At 73.7% G+C, this 20002-nt stretch carries 16 protein-coding genes; 12 read left to right on the top strand and 4 right to left on the bottom strand.

Annotation, left to right across the window (positions count from 1 at the left end):
* Positions 1-10 precede the first annotated feature (10 nt).
* Together R4Z62_RS01705 and R4Z62_RS01700 are read left to right on the top strand one after the other, a co-directional pair.
* Positions 11-1291, top strand: a complete 1281-nt coding sequence (locus tag R4Z62_RS01705) for an MFS transporter (protein WP_491518931.1) — start codon at positions 11-13, stop codon at positions 1289-1291.
* Positions 1292-1427: 136 nt separating this feature from the next.
* Positions 1428-3386, top strand: coding sequence for a bifunctional metallophosphatase/5'-nucleotidase (locus R4Z62_RS01700; RefSeq protein ID WP_491518930.1), 1959 nt, complete (start codon positions 1428-1430; stop codon positions 3384-3386).
* An 84-nt stretch (positions 3387-3470) separates the two neighbouring features.
* On the opposite strand, the gene R4Z62_RS01695 is transcribed toward R4Z62_RS01700, so the two are convergent.
* Positions 3471-5036 carry an MFS transporter gene (locus tag R4Z62_RS01695; protein ID WP_107440762.1) on the bottom strand — a complete coding sequence of 522 codons (1566 nt, stop codon included), beginning with the start codon at positions 5034-5036 and terminating at the stop codon, positions 3471-3473.
* Between the two features lie 101 nt (positions 5037-5137).
* A complete protein-coding gene (locus tag R4Z62_RS01690) occupies positions 5138-5845 on the bottom strand; it encodes a TetR/AcrR family transcriptional regulator (protein WP_491518929.1) in 708 nt (235 codons plus the stop codon).
* Positions 5846-6073: 228 nt separating this feature from the next.
* Between R4Z62_RS01690 and R4Z62_RS01685 the strand changes: the two genes are divergently transcribed.
* The 7 genes from R4Z62_RS01685 (at position 6074) to R4Z62_RS01655 (ending at position 14564) form a co-directional block, all read left to right on the top strand.
* Positions 6074-7516: an MFS transporter gene (locus R4Z62_RS01685; protein ID WP_064531069.1), complete on the top strand. Its 1443-nt coding sequence runs from the start codon at positions 6074-6076 to the stop codon at positions 7514-7516.
* 90 nt (positions 7517-7606) lie between these two features.
* Positions 7607-9151: an FGGY family carbohydrate kinase gene (locus R4Z62_RS01680; protein ID WP_491518928.1), complete on the top strand. Its 1545-nt coding sequence runs from the start codon at positions 7607-7609 to the stop codon at positions 9149-9151.
* Positions 9152-9220: 69 nt separating this feature from the next.
* Positions 9221-10894, top strand: coding sequence for a glycerol-3-phosphate dehydrogenase/oxidase (locus R4Z62_RS01675; RefSeq protein ID WP_381744761.1), 1674 nt, complete (start codon positions 9221-9223; stop codon positions 10892-10894).
* Complete coding sequence (locus R4Z62_RS01670) at positions 10891-12444, top strand: FAD-binding oxidoreductase (RefSeq protein ID WP_491518927.1); 1554 nt, start codon at positions 10891-10893, stop codon at positions 12442-12444. The genes R4Z62_RS01675 and R4Z62_RS01670 overlap by 4 nt, the downstream gene beginning before the upstream one ends.
* A gap of 38 nt (positions 12445-12482) precedes the next feature.
* Positions 12483-13109 carry a glycerol-3-phosphate responsive antiterminator gene (locus tag R4Z62_RS01665; protein WP_491518926.1) on the top strand — a complete coding sequence of 209 codons (627 nt, stop codon included), beginning with the start codon at positions 12483-12485 and terminating at the stop codon, positions 13107-13109.
* A gap of 7 nt (positions 13110-13116) precedes the next feature.
* Positions 13117-13419, top strand: a complete 303-nt coding sequence (locus R4Z62_RS01660; RefSeq protein WP_064531065.1) for a putative quinol monooxygenase — start codon at positions 13117-13119, stop codon at positions 13417-13419.
* The gene (locus tag R4Z62_RS01655; RefSeq protein ID WP_491518925.1) at positions 13416-14564 is read left to right on the top strand and encodes a zinc-binding dehydrogenase; all 1149 of its coding nucleotides are present in this window, start codon (positions 13416-13418) and stop codon (positions 14562-14564) included. The genes R4Z62_RS01660 and R4Z62_RS01655 overlap by 4 nt, the downstream gene beginning before the upstream one ends.
* A gap of 39 nt (positions 14565-14603) precedes the next feature.
* Here R4Z62_RS01655 and R4Z62_RS01650 read toward each other — a convergent pair whose 3' ends face one another.
* Positions 14604-15806 (bottom strand): cysteine desulfurase-like protein, encoded by a 1203-nt coding sequence (locus R4Z62_RS01650; RefSeq protein WP_491518924.1) that lies wholly within the window; start codon positions 15804-15806, stop codon positions 14604-14606.
* A 243-nt stretch (positions 15807-16049) separates the two neighbouring features.
* Here R4Z62_RS01650 and R4Z62_RS01645 point away from each other — a divergent pair, with 243 nt between their 5' ends.
* The 3 genes from R4Z62_RS01645 (at position 16050) to R4Z62_RS01635 (ending at position 19064) form a co-directional block, all read left to right on the top strand.
* Positions 16050-17534 (top strand): NCS1 family nucleobase:cation symporter-1, encoded by a 1485-nt coding sequence (locus tag R4Z62_RS01645; protein ID WP_491518923.1) that lies wholly within the window; start codon positions 16050-16052, stop codon positions 17532-17534.
* Between the two features lie 26 nt (positions 17535-17560).
* Positions 17561-18286, top strand: a complete 726-nt coding sequence (locus R4Z62_RS01640; protein WP_491518922.1) for an aspartate/glutamate racemase family protein — start codon at positions 17561-17563, stop codon at positions 18284-18286.
* A 118-nt stretch (positions 18287-18404) separates the two neighbouring features.
* On the top strand, positions 18405-19064 hold the full coding sequence (locus R4Z62_RS01635; protein ID WP_382847166.1) for a GntR family transcriptional regulator: 660 nt from the start codon (positions 18405-18407) through the stop codon (positions 19062-19064).
* A 25-nt stretch (positions 19065-19089) separates the two neighbouring features.
* Here the strand turns inward: R4Z62_RS01635 and R4Z62_RS01630 are convergent, their stop codons facing one another.
* Positions 19090-19968, bottom strand: coding sequence for an urease accessory protein UreD (locus R4Z62_RS01630; protein ID WP_491521820.1), 879 nt, complete (start codon positions 19966-19968; stop codon positions 19090-19092).
* Positions 19969-20002 lie beyond the last annotated feature (34 nt).

Here is a 20002-nt window from a genome sequence, read left to right as displayed (position 1 = left end):
AGAAGTCGGCGTGAAGAAGAGCGTGCCCCTGCGCCGTGTTCCCGGCTTCCGCCACTTCTGGATGTCGCGCGCGACCTCCGGGCTCGGCTCCGCCGTCACCGCGGTGGCGCTGCCCGTGCTGACCTTCCAGCAGACGCACTCGCCCCTGATGGTGTCCCTGGTCGCGGCCTGCGGGACCCTGCCCTATGTGGTCTTCGGACTGATCGCGGGCGCGGTGGCGGACCGGACGGACCGGCGCCGTCTGATGATCGTCAGCGACTGGCTCAACGCGGCCTGCCTCGCCTCCGTACCCCTCGCCTCGGCCCTCGGCATGCTGACGGGCGGGCATCTGCTCGTCGTCGCGTTCGCGTCGGCCGGGCTCGGCCTCTTCTTCGACGCCGGCGTCTACGGAGTCGTCCCGGACCTCGTCGGCAAGGAGAGACTGGCGGCCGCCAACAGCTCCCTCCAGGGGACGGAGACCGTCGTACGGATCGCCGGGAACGCGCTGGCGGGCGGCCTGATCCTGGTGCTCCGGCCGGCCGGGACACTGGCGCTGGACGCCCTGTCGTTCGCCGTGTCCGCGCTGCTCGTCCGGGCCGTCTCTCGTGGCACCCACGGCACCCACGGCACCCACGGCACTCACAGCACCCAAGGCACCGCAGCGGCGCACGGCACCACCGCGCCACCACCGCCGCGCCCGGCGTTCACCGAGTCCGTCCGGGAGGGGCTGCGCTTCCTGCGCCGGCACCCCACCCTGCGCGTCATGACCGTGGTCGGCGCCCTCCAGTCGTTCTCCGGCGGGGCGATCGTCGGCCAGCTCGTCGTCTTCGCCGACCGGGGCCTGGGCATCCACGGGTCCGACGGGCGGATCGGCCTGCTGTACATGGCGTGGAGCGCCGGAGGCATCGGCGGGTCCCTGCTGCTGCCCCGGCTGCGCCGCCGCTTCGCGGCCTTCCCGCTGCTGCTCGGGGTGCTCCCGGCGGGGGCGCTGCTCGGCCTCGCCGTCGTCCGCGCCCCGGACTGGCGGCTCGCCGCGCTCGCGCTGGCCGCGTGGGGCTCGGCCTACCTCGTCGTCCTCGTCAACACCATGACGTACTCGCAGGAAGTGACCCCGGACGCACTCCAGGGCCGCGTCAACACCACCCGGCGCATGCTCTCCTCCGGCCTGGGCGTGCCGCTGGGCGCGCTGGTGGCCAGCGCGCTCACCGTGCGTCTCGGCGTCCGGGCCGGTATGTCCGTCGCGGTCGTGGCCGTCGCCCTGGCCGCCGCCGTCGTCTGGAGCGTCCAACTGCGCCGGTGGGTAAGGAAGTAGCACCAGCACGCTTCGTCCGACCGCGGTTCACCCGTCCCGTCCGCCCACTGTTCATCTGCGGTCCGCCCGACGGTGGCCGCGGGGCCCCGGAGGGCCGGTTGACTCCCGTGGTCGCTCCCATGACCCGGAGGGCCAGATGGCACGAGAGCCAGGACGACGCACCTTCCTGACCGCGGCGGGCGGCGCCGTCGCCGCCGCCGCGGTCGGCACACCCGCCTACGCCACCGACGACGCCCGGGACGCGGGCACCGCGCACGACCTGGTGGACGTACAACTGCTCAACATCACCGATCTGCACGGCTACTTGCAGGCGGCGCCGGGCAGTACCGCCGTCGTCACCGGCGCCGCCGGGAAGCAGTACACCGTGGGCGGCGTCGGCTATCTGGCCGCGCATCTGGAGAGATTGCGCGACGGCCGCCGCAACTCGCTCTTCTTCGCGCCCGGAGACCTCTTCTCCGGCTGGGAGTTCGACGCCGAGAGCCTCGCCGACGAGCCCACCATCGAGGCGCTGAACCGGCTCGGACTGGACTTCGCGACCGCCGGGAACCACGAGTTCGACAAGTCGCCGGCCTTCCTGAACGCGCACATGCAGGGCGGCGTCCCCTTCCCGAGGACAGGCGTGGACGACGCGTTCCCCGACTCCACCGGGCGGCGCTTCCGCGGCGCGGACTTCCGCTACTACAGCGCCAACATGGTCTGGACGCGCACCGGCCGCACCGTGCTGCCGCCGTACAACATCGAATGGGTGGACGCCGGACGGGGACGCAGACTGCCCATCGGGTTCATCCATCTGACGGCCGTGGGCACCGACACCGGACCCACCTCCTACCAGCCCGCGCTGTCCTCGCTGGACGAGATCACCACCGTCGACCGCCGCGCCGCCGAGCTGAAGGCGCGCGGCGTCAACGCGATCGTGCTGAGCATGCACGACGGCGCGGTCGCCGGGAGCGACTTCACCACCGGGAGCAACCCCTCGGGCCCCGCCTACGACCTGGCGCTCAAGGTCTCCCCGGACATCGACGCCATCGTCACCGGCCACTGGCACTGCCGTTTCACCATGATGGTCCCGGACCCGGACGGCGTCCCCCGGCCCTTCGTCGAGGCGGGCTGCCACGGCCAGCTGATCAACGAGATCAGCCTGCGCCTCGACCCGCGCACCGGCAAGGTCGTCCGCGCCCTGACCACCTCGGTCAACCACCCCAACACCCGTGACATCGCCCCGGACCGCGAGGTCCAGCAGATCGCCGACTACTGGGAGGGCTACGCCGCCCGGCGCGCCCGTACGCCCATCGGCCGGCAGACCGCCTCCTTCACCCGGGCACGTGACGACAGCGGCGAGAGCATCATGGGCGATCTGGCCGCCGACTGGGCGCTGTGGGCCGGGCGGCAGCCGCTCGGCCCGATGAACGACGGCAACACCCACCCGAACACCCCGGCCGAACTCGCCCTGATCGTGGCCGCGCCGCGGACCGGGCAGAGCATCATAGCCAGGGACCTCGTGCGGGACACCGCGTCCGGCGGGACCGTCACCCTCGGCCAGGCCTGGCAGAGCCTCGGCTACGGCGACCCGATTCTGACCGTCACCGTCACCGGCGCCCAGCTCCACGACGCGCTGGAGCAGCAGTGGACCGAGGCGCCCGACGGCACCCTGCGCTTCGCGCCGCTGGCCGTATCGCACAACGTGCGCTGTGCCTTCGACGCGGCCGGCCCGGCCGGTGACCGCGTCGACCCGGCCGATGTCCTAGTCGACGGGCGCCCGCTGGACCTCGCCCGTCACTACCGGCTGGCGGCGACCGCCTACACCCTGCTGGGCGCCGACGGGTTCACCGCCTTCGCCGGCTTCACCGAACCGGTGCGCCACACAAGGGACTTCGAGAGCTTCGTGGCGTACGTCCGCAGCCGCAAGGTGCTCGCCCCGGCCGCCCTGGACCGGGTGAGCGCCAAGAACGCGTCCGCCGCCGCTGCCCGGGTCGGACAGGTCGCCCCGCCCCGCGCCGCACTGCGCGCCGACGGCACCGCGGCCGCTTCGCGCGCCGAGGCGGCGCAGCTCGCCCGCGCCGACGGCACGGAGCACGGGTTCCGCGTCCCCTGCTGAGGACCGTGCGCGGCACGGCGGCGTACGCCGAAGGGAGCGGTGCGCACCGGCACCGCTCCCTTCGGCGTACGGGCGTCGGCGGGGTCAGACGACCGGCGCCTGCGCGGCCTCGCCCGGCTCGGCGGCGGACTCCTCGGCCAGGCGCTCCATGCCGCTGGTGGTCTTCAGCGGCTTCTCCTTGATGAACACCACGGTGATCAGCGCCAGTAGCGCGCAGGGCGCGGCGACGAGGAACAGGTCGGCGGTGGCCACCCCGTAGGCGTGCTCGACGAGGGAACGCATGGGAGCGGGCAGGGACTTCATGTCCGGGACGCCGCCCCCGCCGCCCTCGCCCTGCCCGCCGGGGGCCGTGACACCGGCCGCCTTCAGGCCCTTGGCCAGCTCGGTGGTGACGCGGTGCGCGAGGATCGCGCCGAGGACGCTGGTGCCGACGGTGCCGCCCATGCTGCGGAAGAAGGACAGCACGGAGGTGGCCGCGCCGAGTTCGGTGGCGGGGACGTCGTTCTGCGCCGCCAGCACCAGGTTCTGCATCAGCAGGCCGACGCCGATGCCGAGGACCGCCATGTAGAGGCTGAGCAGCGCGAAGGGCGTGTCGGCGTCGATGGTGGACAGCAGGGCGAGACCCACGGTCATCGTGACGCCGCCCGCCACCAGGTACCGCTTCCACCTGCCCGTCCTGCTGATCACCTGGCCCGCCACGGTGGACGACACCAGCAGGCCGAGGATCAGGGGCAGGCTCATCAGACCGGCGACCGTGGGCGACTTGCCCAGCGACACCTGGAAGTACTGCGAGAGGAAGACCGTGCCGCCGAACATGGCGACACCGACGAAGAGGCTCGCGACCGTCGTGAGCGTCACCGTCCGGTTGCGGAAGATGTTGAGCGGGATGACGGGCTCGGCCGTGCGCGCCTCCACGAAGACCGCGGCGACCAGCAGCAGCACGCCCCCGCCGGTGAGCGCGGCCGTCTGCCAGGACGCCCAGTCGAACCGGTTGCCGGCCAGGGACACCCAGATGAGCAGCGCGCAGACGCCGCCGACGATGAGGAAGGCGCCGAGGAAGTCGATGCGGACCTCGCGGCGGACCGTGGGCAGGGTCAGCGTGCGCTGGAGCAGCACGATGGCGAGCAGCGCGAACGGCACCCCGATGAAGAAGCACCAGCGCCAGCCCAGCCACGAGGTGTCGACGAGGACACCGCCGACCAGCGGTCCGGCCACCGTGCCCACGGCGAACACGGCGCCGAACATGCCGGCGTACTTGCCGAGCCTGCGCGGCGGGATGACCGAGGCCATGACGACCTGGGCCAGCGCGGTCAGGCCGCCGGCGCCGATGCCCTGCACCACCCGGCTGAAGATCAGCAGGCCCACGCCGTGCGAGAAGCCCGCCAGCAGCGACCCGACGACGAACATGCCGAGCGAGAGCTGGAGCAGCAGCTTCTTGTTGTACAGGTCCGACAGCTTGCCCCACAGCGGCACCGTCGCGGTCATGGACAGCAGTTCCGCGGTGACGACCCAGGTGTAGGCGGACTGGCTGGCGCCGAGGTCGGCGATGATCGTGGGCAGCGCGTTGGACACCACGGTGCCCGCGAGGATCGCCACGAACATGCCGGCCATCAGGCCCGACATGGCCTGGAGTATCTGCCGGTTGGTCATGGCGGTGGGAGGCGCCTGCTCGGACGCCTGGGGTGTGGTCACGTCAGCTCTTTCGGCATAGTCGAACGGGTGATGCGGGTACGGAGGGGGAGGCGCGGGCGCTACGGGCGGGGCGGTGTGGGCAGCCCGGCGCCGAGCAGTTCGAAGACCTCGCGGAAGACGTCGGCGAAGGCGGCCTCCTGCCGGCGGGAGCGCCAGTGCTCCACACTGACCCGTACGGCGGTGCTCGCGATCGCCGCCACCAGCCGCGGGTACAGGCCGAGCGGCCGGGCCGCGTCCGGCTGTCCTGCGGCGTCCGGGCCGGGGGAGTCAGCGCCGGGTCCGGCGCCGGTTCCGGCGGCGGGGGCCAGGCGTTCGGCGATGGCCTCGGCCAGCCGGGTCTCGTCGGCCATGTGGGCGCCCAGGCTGCGCACCAGCAGATGCGGCGCGGCGTGCAGGACGTCGGCGTGCAGGGTCCACAGCTCGTGGCTCTGCTCGACCCCGACCAGCTCGGCCGCCACCGCGTCGCGCACGGCCTCCAGCGGGGAGAGCGCGGCGTCCGCGTCGAGCACGGCCTGCCGGACCCGGGCGCCGGCGTCCGCGTCCAGAACCAGGAAGGCGTCGTCCCGAGACTCGAAGTAGTTGAAGAACGTACGCACCGAGACACCGGCGGCGGCGCTGATGGCCTCCACGGTGACCCGGTCGACGCCCTGCTCGGCGGCCAGCCGCAGCGCTGCCTCGGCGAGAGCGGTGCGCGTCGCCCGCTTCTTCCGCTCCCGCAGCCCGCCCCGGGCCCCTGCCGCTGCTTCCTTCTCCGCCACGACGTGCATGGTATGCAAAAATGCACGCCGTGCAAATTCGGGCCCGGGTCGGTGCCGATCCCGCTGCCCGCGGACTCTTGACGGCACCGGTTACTTGTCCTTAACGTCATCCCAGCTTCCGCCGGATTTTCCGCGGAGCTTGGGCAGGCACAGACAAAGACCACCTGTCGGTGGCGTCGTCGTGCCTGTTTTTTCGTGCCCGCGTGCCGCCGGCAGGTCTTCCCCTAAGGCGGACTCATGGCACAGCGTCCAGGCGTCAACGGCGTCGCCGACGTCGTGGCCCTCATCGACGGGCTGGGAAGAATTTCCGGGCGGGCGAGGGTCATCTGGTACCTGGTCTTCGGCGGACTGTTCCTCGACGCCTACTCCAACGCGGCGTTGAGCGCGGGCCTCGGACCGATGACCGCGCAGATGGAGCTGAGCAGCACCCAGGTCTCGGTGCTCACCGCCACCGCGCCCGCGCTGGCGATCGTCTTCAACCCGCTCGGCGGCTGGCTCGCCACCCGCATCGGCCGGGTCCCCCCGCTGCTGCTGGCGAAGGTGTTCGCGCTGGCCGGAGCCCTGCTGGCCGCCTTCGCCGGCGGCTTCACCACCGTCTGGCTCGGCCGGGTCCTGGTCGGCGTCGCCTACGGCATCGACTTCGCCGTCGCCATGGCCCTGCTCGCCGAGTACACCCCGAAGAAGCTCAGCGGCCGGCTCAACCTGTGGCAGGCCGTCTGGTACGTCGCCAGCACCAGCAACCTCGCGCTCGCCCTGGTCTTCTTCCACCTCGACGTCGGCTCCGACATCTGGCGCTGGTCCGTCGGCTCGGCCGGCGCGGTCGCCCTCGCGCTGCTCGCCGCCCAGGCCGTCATGCTCTCCGAGAGCCCCGCCTGGCTCGCCGGGAAGGGGCGCCTCGCGGACGCCGTGCGCAGCCTCGACCGCATCTACGGCATCAAGGCCGAGGCCGGCACCCCCGCCGCCTCCGCGCGCGCCGCCGAACGCCACGGCGACGTCGGCATGCGCCAGGCGGGCGTGCTCTTCAAGGGCGCCTATCTGCCGCGCACCGTGCTCTCCTCGGTGATCTCCCTCGGCCAGTCCATGCAGTACTTCGCCGTCGGCTGGTACCTGCCCCTGATCAGCCTGGCGATCTTCGGCGAGAGCTTCGAGAAGGCCACGGTGGGATCGATGGTCTTCAACGCCTTCGGCATCATCGGCGGCCTGGCCTCCGCCTACTGCGGGCGCAGGCTCGGGCTGCGGCTCAGCTCGGCCGCCGGTTTCGCCGGAGTCTTCGTGGCGCTGGTGCTGATGGGGCTGACCTTCAACAAGGTGCCCACCGCCGTGGCGTTCCTGCTGCCGGTGCTGTTCATCCTGACCCACTCCGCGGGTCCCGGCGCCAACGGCAAGTCGATCGCCGCCCTCTCCTACAGCAGTGACGTACGGGCCCTGGGCACCGGTGTCACCGGCATGGTCGGCAGCTTCGGCAGCGTCGTCGGACTGTATGTCTTCCCGCAGATCAAGGATGCCCTGGGCCTCGGACACACCTTCCTCGTGCTGTCCGCGGTGCCGTTGCTCGGTCTGATCACCTGCCTGATGATCAAGTGGGACCCGATCAAGTCCGCCGGAGCCGCCCCGGACCCGGACGCGGACCAGGGTGCCCCCGCCTCCGCGACCCCCGAGGCCACCGCCGCCACCGGCTGACCGGCGGGTCCGGCAGGACGGCCGGACCGCCACCGCCGCCGCAGCAGGCCCGTACGCAGCCGTACGCAGCACGAGGAAAGAGCCGCACAGATGCAGACGTCACCGCACCGCGCCCGCACGGGCCGCGCCGTGCTGGCCCTCGACGAGGGCACCACCGGCACCCGGGCCGGACTCGTCCTGGAGGACGGCTCCGCCCACGAGGTCCGCTACCGGGCGATCGAGGTCGGCCACCCCGACGACCTCTGCGTCGAGCAGGACCCGGTGGAGATCTGGACCGCCACCCTCGACGTGGCGCGCGAAGCGGTCGCCCTCGCCCGCCGCGACGGCATCACCGTCACCGCCGTCGCGCTCAGCACCCAGCGCGCCACGGCGATGCTGTGGGACAGCGCCACCGGACTGCCGCTGCTGCCCGCCGTCGTCTGGCAGGACCGCCGCCACGCCACCGAGCTGGCCGGTCTCGAAGCCCGCTGGGACAGCGTGCTGACGGCACGCCAGGGGCGCCCGGTGGGCTCCCGCTCCCCGTTCCTGTGGGCCGCCCGGCAGCTCGCCCGCCACCCGGAGGTGGCCGCCGCCCACCGCGCCGGGCGCCTGCGGTTCGGCACCGTGGACACCTGGCTGATGTGGCACCTCACCGGCGGCGCCGTGCACGCCACCACCCCGACCAACGCCGCCTCCACCGGCGGTTATCTGCTCACCGCGCACGCCTGGGACGAGGAGTGGATCGACGCGCTCGGCTTCCCCCTCGACCTGCTGCCCGGCCTGCTCGCCGACGACGCCGTGTTCGGCGAGACCGATACCTCGGTGCTCGGCGTGCGGGTGCCGGTGGCCGCCTCCATGGGCGACCAGCACGCCGCGCTCGTCGCCCTGGGCGGCCTGGCCACCGGACAGGCCATGGGGATGTTCGGCACCGGCGCCTTCGTCGACGCCGCCACCGGCACCGCGCCCGCCCTGCCCCGCCCCGGCATCGCCGGGGTCGTCGCCCAGCCCGGCCGCCGCCAGGGCGGCACCACCCACTACAGCCTGGAGGCGTACACCTCCACGGTCGGCTCCGCACTGCGCTGGCTCTGCGAGGACCTGCGCCTGTTCGACTCGCCCCGCGAACTGGGCGAGGCCGCCGTCCGCGCCACCGCCCGGCCGGACGCCGGTCCCCGCTTCCTGCCCGCCTTCGCCGGGGTCCGTACGCCCCTGTGGCGGCCGGGCGCCACCGCGGCCCTCACCGGACTGACCCTGGCCACCACCCGCGACGACCTGGCCCGCGCCGTCCTCGACGGCATCGCGCACTCCGTGTGCGACCTCGTCGACGGCGTCGCCGGCACCCTCGGCGCCCCGCTCAGCCGGCTGCGCGTCGGCGGCGGCGTCTCCGGCAGCGACCCGCTGATGCAGACCCAGGCCGACCTGACCGGGCTGGCCGTCGAACGCGTCGCCGACTCCGCCACCGCCAGCCTGCGCGGCACCGCCTACCTCGCGGGCGTCGCCCAGGGCCTGTGGACCTCCCTGGAAGAGGTCGTCGAGGCCCAGCCGCGCGGCCGGACCTTCGAACCCGCCCTGGACACCGCTGGACGCGCCGCACGCCGCGCCGACTGGCGCGCACTGCTCGACCACCACCTCGACACACCCGAACCGACCCCCCACTGACGGCACCCCCGTGCCGTCACGCGCGGACCGCCCGAGGACCGCGCACCGAACCACCCAGGAGTTGATGTTGTGATCACCATGCCCGCCCGGAAGCCGCGGCGCTCCGCCGCGGCGACCCGTCGAGCCCCGCTGCTGCTCGACCGCGCGGCGGCCAGGCGCAGGCTGGCCGACGACACCTACGACGTCCTCGTCGTCGGCGGCGGCATCACCGGTGCCTACGCCGCCCTGGACGCGGCCTCCCGGGGGCTGCGCACCGCGCTGATCGAGAAGGACGACTTCGCCTCCGGCACCTCCTCGAAGTCCTCGAAGATGGTCCACGGCGGTCTGCGCTACATCGAGCAGGGCAACGTCAACCTGGTCCGCCACTCCCTCCTCGAACGCCACCGCTTCCGCCAGAACGCCCCGCACCTGGTGCACCGGCTGCCGTTCCTCTTCCCGGTCCTGGAGAAGGAAGGCGTCTTCGACGCCCGCCTCGCCAAGGGCTTCGAGGGCCTGCTGTGGACCTACGACCTGGTCGGCGGCTGGCGCATCGGCAAGCTGCACCAGCGGCTCACCGTGCCCGAGGTGCTCGCGCAGGCCCCCACCCTGCGCGCCGAGAACCTCAAGGGCGGCCTGCTGTACTTCGACGCCCGCACCGACGACGCCCGCCTGGTGCTGACCGTCGCCCGCACCGCGGCCGCGCTCGGCGCCACCGTCCTCAACGGCGTCCGCGCCGACGGACTGCTCATGAGCGGCGGCCGGGTCGCCGGGGCGAAGGTCACCGCCGACGGCGACACCTTCGAGATACGCGCGCACGCCGTCGTGAACGCCACCGGTGTGTGGACCGACGAACTCGACGCGCAGGCCGACGCGGGACACGCCCCGCAGGTGCGGCCCGCCAAGGGCGTCCACATCGTCGTCCCCTGGGACAAGGTGCGCATCAACTGCACGGTCACCGTGCCCATCCCGGGCCGCGCCCGCCGCGCCACCTGCACCCGCTGGGGCAACACCGTCGTCCTCGGCACCACCGACGAGGACTACCGGGGCTCCCCGGACGACGTGCACTGCACCCGCCAGGAGATGGAGTTCCTGCTCGAAGGGGCCAACACCGCCTTCGAGGGCAAGCTCACCCCGGACGACGTGGTCGGCTCCATCGGCGGACTGCGCCCGCTGGTCGGCGGCAAGGAGGGCGCCACCCTCGACATGCGGCGCGACCACCACATCACGATCGGCCGCACCGGCATGGTCACCGTCACCGGCGGCAAGCTCACCACCAGCCGCCACATGGGCGAACTCGTCATCGACAAGGTGATGACCGTCCTCGGCCGCAGCGCCCGCAGCCGCACCGCCCGGCTGCCGCTGCTCGGCGGCGCCGGCTACGACGCCGAGGCCGTGGCCGCCTCCGGCGGACTCGCCGCCCACCTGGGCGAACGCTACGGCACCGAGGCCCGCTTCGTCGGCGACCTGGTCCAGGAGGACCCCACCCTCGCCGAACCGGTCGTCCCCGGGCTGCCCTACACCCGCGCCGAGGTCGTCTACGCCGCCCGCGCCGAGATGGCCCGCTCCGTCGACGACGTCCTGTCCCGGCGCACCCGCGCCCGGCTGTTCGCCCGCGACGCCTCCGCCGGTGCCGCCCAGGCCGTCGGCGAACTCCTCGGCGCCGAACTCGGGTTCAGCCAGGCCCAGATCGAGCGCTCCGTCGCCGACTACCTCTCCTCCGTCCGTCACGAACGGTCCATCCTCCTCGAAGGGGCAGCAGCATGATCAGCCGTCAGACCATCACCCACCCGTTCAACCGCGGCACCTACACGGTCGGCGCGCCCAGCCCCGCCAAGTGGGCCCGGAACACCCCGGTCGGCGACGGACCCGCGGCCCTCCAGAACGACCCGGTCCAGGTCCCCGACAGCGTCGTCGAGGCGCTGCGCGGCGCCGCCCGCGCCGTCCACACCGAACGCGCCGAGGTCGTCGCCCGCACCCGCGACTGGTGGGCCGGATCCATGATCGGCGAGACCGAGGGCCGCCCCGCCACCCCGGACGCGGTCGTCGTGGAGGCCGCCGACGCCGACCAGGTCGCCGCCGTCCTGCGCATCTGCCACGACGCCGGCATCCCCGTCACCCCCTCCGCCGGCCGCTCCAACGTCACCGGCGCCGCGCTGCCCGTCTTCGGCGGCGTCGTCCTCGACCTGTGCGGCCTCGACCGGATCACCGGCTTCGACGCCACCTCCCACGTCGTCGACGTACAGGCCGGCATGTTCGGTGACCTCTTCGAGAAGCAGCTCCAGGAGGAGTACGGCGTCACCACCGGCCACTGGCCGTCCGCGTTCGCCCTGTCCACGGTCGGCGGCTGGATCGCCTGCCGCGGCGCCGGACAGCTCTCCACCCGCTACGGCAAGATCGAGGACATGGTCGTCGGCGTCGACGTCGTCCACGCCGACGGCACCCGCGCCACCTACGGCGACTACGCCCGCGCCGCCGTCGGCCCCGATCTGCGCCAGCTGTTCATCGGCTCCGAGGGCACCCTCGGCGTCATCGTCTCCGCCCGGCTGCGCGTCCACCCGCTGCCCGAGTACGCCCGCGCCCTCGCCTACGGCTTCGACACCTTCGCCGAGGGCCTGGACGCCTGCCGCGCCATCCTCCAGCGCGGCGCCACCCCGGCCGTGCTGCGCCTGTACGACAAGCTGGAGTCCAGCACCCACTTCGGCCGGCCGGACACCAACCTGCTGCTCATCGCCGACGAGGGCGACGCGGCCGTGGTCGACGCCTCGATGGACGTGGCCGCCGCCGTCTGCTCCGCCCACGGCCCCGAACTCGACTCCGAGGCCGTCTTCGCCCGCTGGCTCGACGAGCGGATGCTGGTCGGCAAGTCCTCCGACGGCTTCACCCCGGGCCCCGGCTTCGTCGCCGACACACTGGAGATGGCCGCCTCCTGGAAGGACCTGCCCGCCATCTACGACGAGGTGGTGGCCGCCGTCGAGGCGGTGCCCGGCACCCTCGCCGCCTCCGCCCACCAGTCCCACGCCTACACCGACGGCGCCTGCGTCTACTTCTCGCTGCGCGGCGAGGTGGCCCCCGAGGACCGCCGCACCTGGTACCGCGCGGTGTGGGACGCCGCCAACGCCGTCCTCGTCGCCCACCGCGCCGCCCTCAGCCACCACCACGGCTGCGGACTGCTGCGCGGCCCCTACGTCGCGGACTCCCTCGGCGCCGGCTTCGCCACCTTCGCCGCGGTCAAGGCCGCCCTGGACCCGGCCGGCATCCTCAACCCTGGCAAGCTGGGACTTTCCAGCCGCTTCGGTACGCCGCCGCTCTCCTGACCCGCGCGTACCCCAGTCCCAGGAGTCAGGCCACCGCCATGAACCCCGCCGCCCGGCCCAGCGCCGCCCTCGACCCGCGCCTCGCCCGCGCCTTCGCCGACGTGCCCGTCGTCGCGTCCGTCGTGGGCGGCAGACCCCTGCGGGACTTCCTGACGGCCCCCGTCAGGGTGTGCATCCTCGCCTCCTTCGCGGTCGGCGAACTGCCCAAGGTCGTGGGGGCGCTGGGCCGGGCCCAGCGGATCGTGTTCGTCAACGTGGACAGCAGCCCGGGACTGGCCCAGGACCGCGGCGCGCTGGAGTTCCTCAAGGATCTCGGCGCGCACGGCGTGGTCAGCACCCGGCTCAACCTCATCGAGAAGGGCCGCCCGCTCGGGCTGCTGACCATGATGAAGGTCTTCGTCACCGACCGCTCCAACCTGCGCCGCAGCCTGGACGCCGTCGCACACGGCGGCCCCGACCTGGTCGAGATCATGCCCGCGCCGATCACCGGCCGGATGAGCCAGGAGGCCCGGCGCGCCCTGTCGCCGTCCGTCGCCGCCGGTTTCGTCGAGACCGCCGAGGACGTGGCCCTCGCCCTCTCCCTCGGCTCGGTCGCCGCCGCCACCTCCGACCCCCGCCTGTGGCATCTGCGCCGCGACCACCTCCCACCCGCACCCCAGGAGTAGTCCCACCGTGAGCTTCACCGTCATCGCCCGCTACCGCTGCCTGCCCGGCCGCCAGGACACCGTGCTCGGCCTCCTGGACCGGATGGCGGCGGCCTCCCGCGCCGAACCCGGCTGCCTCGGCTACCGCGTCCACCAGGGCACCGAGGACCCCCGCGCCCTCGCCCTGTACGAGGAGTACGCCACCGAGGCGGACTTCACCGCCCACTGCGCCGCCGCGCACTTCCAGGACATCGTCCTCGCCCAGGTGGTGCCCCTGCTGGAGAGCCGCGACGTGCTGCGCTGCGCGCCCCGCCCGGAGGTGAGCGCGTGAAGACCCGCGCCGCCGTCCTGCGCGAGGTCTCCCGCCGCCGCCCCTACGGCGAGACCCGCCCCGTCGAGATCGAGGAACTGGACCTCGGCGCCCCGCGCGCGGGCGAGGTCAGGGTGCGCACGGCCGCCGCCTCGCTGTGCCACTCCGACCTGTCCGTCGTCAACGGCGACCGGGTCAGGCCGCTGCCCATGGCCCTGGGCCACGAGGCGGTCGGCGTGGTCGAGGAGACCGGCCCCGGGGTCGACCGGCTCGCCCCCGGCGACCATGTGGCGCTCGTCTTCGTGCCGAGCTGCGGTTACTGCGCGCGGTGCACCGAGGGCCGACCCGCCCTGTGCGACCGGGCCGCCGCCGCCAACGGCTCCGGCGCCCTGCTGCACGGCCCGTCCCTGCTCACCGACGCCGCGGGCGAGCGCGTCCACCACCACCTCGGCGTCTCCGCGTTCGCCGAACACGCCGTGGTCGCCCAGGAGTCGGTGGTCCCGATCCCCGCCGACGTGCCGTTCGCCGTGGCCTCGCTGTTCGGCTGCGCCGTCCTCACCGGCGCCGGGGCCGCCATCAACACCGCACGCCTGGGACCCGGCCGCTCCGCCGTGGTGTACGGGCTCGGCGGGGTCGGCCTGTCGGCCGTGCTCGGGGCCCGCGCCGCGGGCGCGAGCCCGATCGTCGCCGTCGACCCGGTGCCCGCCAAACGCGACCTCGCGCTGCGCCTCGGCGCCACCCACGCCTTCGCCCCCGACGAGGCGCTGGAGGCGGTGCGCGACCTGACCGGCGGGGGAGCGGAGGTGGCCGTCGAGGCGGTCGGCAGCCCGCAGGTGATGGCGGCCTGCCTGGACGCGGTGGGCCGCGGCGGCACGGTCGTCCCGGTCGGCCTCCCGGCGCCCGGCCGAGCCCTCGAAGTGCCCGCGCTGGCCTTCGCCGGCGAGGGCAAGAGCATCGTCGGCTCCTACATGGGCGACGCGGTGCCGCGCCGCGACATCCCCCGCTTCCTCGGCCTGTGGCGCGCCGGCCTGATGCCGGTGGAGCACCTGCACACCGACACCCTGCCGCTGGACGGTCTCAACACGGCCCTGGAGGAACTCGCCTCGGGCCGCGCGGTGCGCCAGGTCGTCGACACCTCCGGACTGCTGTCCGCGACCGCGCCCTGACCCCGCCGGGTCCGCCGCACACCGGCCCGTCGCCGCCCGTCACCGGGGGAGGCGGGCCAGCGCCGTCAGCAGCCGGTCGACGTCCTCGGCGCTGCTGTACGGCGCGAGTCCCACCCGTACCCCGCCCCCGTCGCCCAGGCCGAGGTGCCGCGACGCCTCCAGCGCGTAGAAGGACCCGGCGGGCGCGTCCACGCCGTGCCCGGCCAGATGCGCGGACACCTCGGCCGGGCGCAGGCCCGCCACGGTGAACAGCAGCGTCGGGGTGCGGTGCGCCGCACGCGAGTGGACGGTGATCCCGCCGAGGTCCGCGAGCCCCCGCTCGATCCGCTCCCGCAGCACGGACTCGTGGGCCTCCAGCGCGGCGAAGGAGGCGGCCAGACGCGCCCGGCGGCCGCCGCGCGCAGCGCCGTCCAGACCGGCGAGGAAGTCCACGGCGGCAGCGGCGCCGGCCAGCAACTCATAGGGCAGCGTGCCCAGTTCGAAGCGCTCGGGCACGGCGTCACTGGACGGCAGCAGCTTGTCGGGGCGCAGCCCCTCCAGGAACTCGGGCCGGGCCGCCAGCACCCCCAGATGCGGCCCGAGGAACTTGTACGGCGAGCACACCAGGGTGTCCGCGCCCAGCGCGGCGAGGTCCACCGCCGCGTGCGCGGCGTGATGCACCGCGTCCACGTGCAGCAGCGCCCCGGCCCCGTGCGCCAGCGCGGCGACGGCCGGGACGTCGGGGCGGGTGCCGATGAGGTTGGACGCCGCGGTGAGCGCGACAAGACGGGTGCGCGGGGAGAGCACCGCCGCCACCCGCCCGGGGTCCAGTTCGCCGGTGCCGGCGTCGAAGTCCGCGCACCGCACCGCCGCCCCGGCCGCCTCGGCCGCCTGGATCCAGGGCCGGATGTTGGAGTCGTGGTCCAGGCGCGTCACCACCACCTCGTCGCCCGGCCCCCAGGTCCTGGCGAGCGTGCGGGACAGGTCGTAGGTCAGCTGGGTGGCGCTGCGGCCGAAGACCACACCCCGCGGGTCGGCGCCGAGCAGATCGGCCAGCGCGCCGCGCGCCCGCGTGACGATGCCGTCCGCGTTGCGCTCGCCCTCGGTGGTGCGGCCCCGGTTGGCCAGCGGACGGGACAGGGCCTCGGCGACGGCGTCGATGACCGGCTGCGGTGTCTGGGTGCCGCCGGGCGCGTCGAAACGCGCCGAGCCGGACTTCAGGGCGGGGATCCGCGCGCGGACCGCGTCGACGTCGAGGGCCATGGGAACTCCTGATGGGCGCGGACGGCTCCGGGCGGCGTCGGCTGACGCGGCGCCCCCATGATCGCAGCCAGGACCGCTCCAGGGCAGGGGCAGGCACCGCGAAAAATGGTATTCCATTTTTCGGCCCCGGCTCTTGACGGTGCTCTGCGCGGCTCATTACGTTCTGGTCCACCCGGAAGCACTCTTCCGTTCTGTGGAAATCACGCACCCCCTCATCCCTCCCCCCGATCCCAGGAGTCCTGCATGACTGCCCTGGAAGACCGGTCGTCCGTACACAGCGGCACCATGGCCACCAGCTCCGCCCTCTACACCCACGACCTCGCCCCCACGAAGCGGGAAGGGCGCCGCTGGGGCGCCTACAACGTCTTCACGCTGTGGGCCAACGACGTGCACAGCCTGGGAAATTACGCCTTCGCCCTCGGCCTGTTCGCCCTCGGTCTGAACGTGTGGGGCATCCTGGCCGCCTTCGCGCTCGCCTCCGTCCTGCTCTTCCTCCTGCTGACCCTCTCCGGCTTCATGGGCCAGCGGACCGGAGTGCCCTTCCCCGTCATGAGCCGGATCGCCTTCGGCGTCAGGGGCGCGAAGATACCGGCCGCCGTCCGCGGGGTCGTCGCCATCACCTGGTTTGGTATCCAGACCTATCTCGCCTCGTCCGTCCTCAGCATTCTCCTGGTCGCGCTCATCCCCTCGCTGGGCCGCCTGGACACCAACTCCCTGCTCGGCCAGTCCACCCTGGGCTGGATCACCTTCCTGGCGCTGTGGGCGCTCCAGGTGCTCATCGTCAGCTACGGCATGCGGATGATCCGCCGCTACATGGCCTTCGCCGCGCCCACCACCCTGCTCACCATGTGCGCCCTCGCGGTGTGGATGTTCGTCCGCGCGGGCGGCTCCGTCTCCCTCGACGACGGCGCCCCGCTCACCGGCGGCGCCATGTGGCTCCAGGTCTTCCGGGCCGCCGCCCTGTGGGTGGTCGTCTACGGCACGTTCGTCCTCAACTTCTGCGACTTCACCCGCTCCGCGCGCAGCCGCGCCGCCATCGTCCGCGGCAACATCGTCGGCATCCCCGTGAACATGCTCTTCTTCGCCTGCATCGTGGCCGTCCTCAGCGGAGCCCAGTTCACACTGGACGGCCGCGTCATCACCAGCCCCACGGACATCGTCCGCACCGTCCCCCATATGTTCCTGCTGGTCCTGGCCTCGCTCGCCCTGATCGCCCTCACCGTGGCGGTCAACCTGCTGGCCAACTTCGTGGCGCCCATCTACGCCCTGGTCGACCTGTTCCCCCGCAGGCTCGACTTCCGGCGGGCCGGCCTGGTCAGCGCCGTCCTCGGCCTGGTGATCACGCCCTGGAACCTGTACGACAGCCCGGTCGTCGTCAACTACTTCCTCGGCGGCCTCGGCGCACTCCTCGGCCCGCTGTTCGGCGTGATCATGGCCGACTACTGGCTGCTGCGGAAGACGCGGGTGAACGTGCCCGCGCTCTACACCGAGGACCCGGACGCCGACTACCACTACCGGCGCGGCTACAACCCGCGCGCCGTCGCCGCGTTCCTGCCGAGCGCCGCCGTGGCCGTCACCGTCGCCCTGGTGCCGTACTTCCACGCCCTGGCCGGCTTCTCCTGGTTCGTCGGCGCCCTCCTCGCCGCCCTGCTCCACACGGCCGTCGCCGACCGTTCCGCACCCGTCCGCGACCTCGACGGCGAGGCCATCGCCGTCGCCGCGGAATAGCCCCACCGAACAGAAGGCACCCCGCCATGCGCATCCTCGTGGTCAACGTCAACACCACCCGGTCCCTCACCGACGCCATCGGGGCGCAGGCCGCCGAAGCGGCCGGTCCGGGCACCGAGATCGTCCCGCTGACCCCCGCCTTCGGCGCGGAGTCCGTCGAGGGCAACTACGAGAGCTACCTCGCCGCCGTCGCCGTCATGGAGACCGTGCGCGCCCACCCCGGCCCCTACGACGCGGTCATCCAGGCCGGATACGGCGAGCACGGCCGCGAGGGGCTCCAGGAACTGCTGGACGTCCCCGTCGTCGACATCACCGAGGCCGCAGCGAGCACCGCCCGGTTCCTCGGCCGCCGCTACTCCGTCGTCACCACCCTCGACCGCACGGTTCCGCTGATCGAGGAACGTCTCGACGTGGCCGGACTGAGCGCCCGCTGCGCCTCCGTACGGGCCACCGGGCTGCCCGTGCTCGACCTCGAACGCGACCCGCGCGCCGCCGCCGACGCCATCACCGAACAGGCCCTGCGCGCGGTGACGGACGACCGCGCCGAGGTGATCTGCCTGGGCTGCGGAGGCATGGCCGGCCTCGCCGGGCAGGTCGCCGAGCGCACCGGGGTCCCGGTCGTCGACGGGGTGAGCGCCGCCGTGACGATCGCCGAGTCACTGGTCCGGCTCGGCCTCACCACCTCCAAGGTGCGCACCTACGCCCCGCCGCGGCCCAAGCGGCTCGCCAACTGGCCCCCGCGCACGGCCTGATCCCGCCGGCCGCGGCGCCCGGAGCCGCCGCGGCCCCGGGGTATCCTGACGGGCCGCCCCGCCGCGCGTCCGCACGGACCCGGCCGGTGCCGCGGCGAACGGCGGACGAAGGACGAAGATGACGGAGCCAGGGGACTTCATGCCCGAGTCCGAGCGGGTGACCCGGCAGTTGCGCGACGAGATCCTCGACGGGGTACGGGGACCCGGCAGCCGTCTGGTGGAGCGCGAACTGGCCGAGGCGCTCGGCGTGAGCCGGCTCCCGGTGCGCGAGGCGCTGAAGACCCTGGTGTCCGAGGGCCTGGTGACCCCGCGCCCGCGCACCTGGGCGGTGGTGCGCGAGTTCACCGCCAGCGACGTCGCCGATCTCGACGAGGTCCGCTCGGCCCTGGAGACCCTGGCCTTCCGGCTCGCCGCCCAGCGCCACACCCGCGACGGTCTGCGGCGGCTGCGCGCCGACCTGGACGCCGAGCTGGAGGCGGCCCGCGCCGGTGACGCGGTCCGGGCCCGCCGGTCGGCGGCCGACTTCCACCAGACCGTCACCACCCTGGCCGCCAACGAGCTGCTGAACGAACTCGACCGCGTCCTCAGCAGCCGCATGCGGTGGTTCCGCGGCCGCCACGACGACCTGCTGGGGGTGGCCCGGGAACACGAGGCCCTGTACCAGGCGATCGCGGCCCGCGACGTCGCCCGCGTCGAGGCCCTCGTCCTGCACCACCTGGCCACCGGCCGCACCGCGGCCCTGGGCCACCGCGCCCACGACACCCGCGGCGACACCTGAACGGCCACGCCGCCAAACCCCCGGGTCAGGTCTTGCGCAGGTCCGGAGCCGGGACGCCGATGAGCAGGCGGCGCACCGCGTCCCAGGCCCCGCGCAGGGCGCGGGCCACCGCGGGCGGGTCGCTGCCCATGATCCGGACCCAGGCACCGCAGTCCTCGGGCAGCACGCTCACACCGAAGGCGGGCCCGGCGGCGCGCAGGGCCTCGTGCAGGGTGTCGGCGACCTCGGCCGCCGGGGCGAGCGGGGTCAGCACATGCAGGGTGGCCATCAGGTCGTGGCCGGCGAAGACCGCGGGCCCGGTCACCGGGCCCGCCTCGCCCGGATCCAGGCGTACGGTGTCCACCACCAGCGGCTCGCCGTCCGGGCGGGTGATCTCCAGGTCGCTGAAGAGCAGCCGGTAGGCGTGCCGTTCACCGCGGGCCAGCCGGCCCGCCGTGACCGTCTCGCCCAGCAGCACGGTGGCCGTCGGATCGGCGGTCACCAGGGTCTGCTGGTAGAAGCGGGCGTCCCGGTAGGGGATCAGCGGGTCGGGCAGGTACTCGACGTAGCTCTCCGCCCCGGCGGTCAGGTGGACGACCTGGGTGGCGTGGTCGAACTCCGTCCGGTGCAGCTTGGTGGCCGCCTGCGTCGTCAGGTGCACGGCGGTGCCCGCTCCGCAGTCGATGTCGATGCGGTTGCGGTCGGCCTGCACGATGCCGCCCCCGGTGGACATCAGATAGGTGACGGGCATGTCCGGCCGCAGCGGGTCCACGTACAGGGGCCGCATGATCTGCAACGGCGACTTCTGGTAGCGGTCCACGAGTTCGGTGCGCTCGCCGACCCGGGCGTAGCGCAGTTCGAGCAGGCCGACCTTGCCGGGGCGCCCGGCGGCCAGGGTGTCCGGCGCGCCGGACAGCTCGCGCATCCGGGCCGGCACCCGCCGGGGTTCGTAGTGGGCG

Source organism: Streptomyces sp. PL-25 (genome assembly GCF_058344915.1).
Note: the sequence above shows the minus strand (reverse complement) of the source record. Positions and strands in the feature narration are given on the sequence as shown.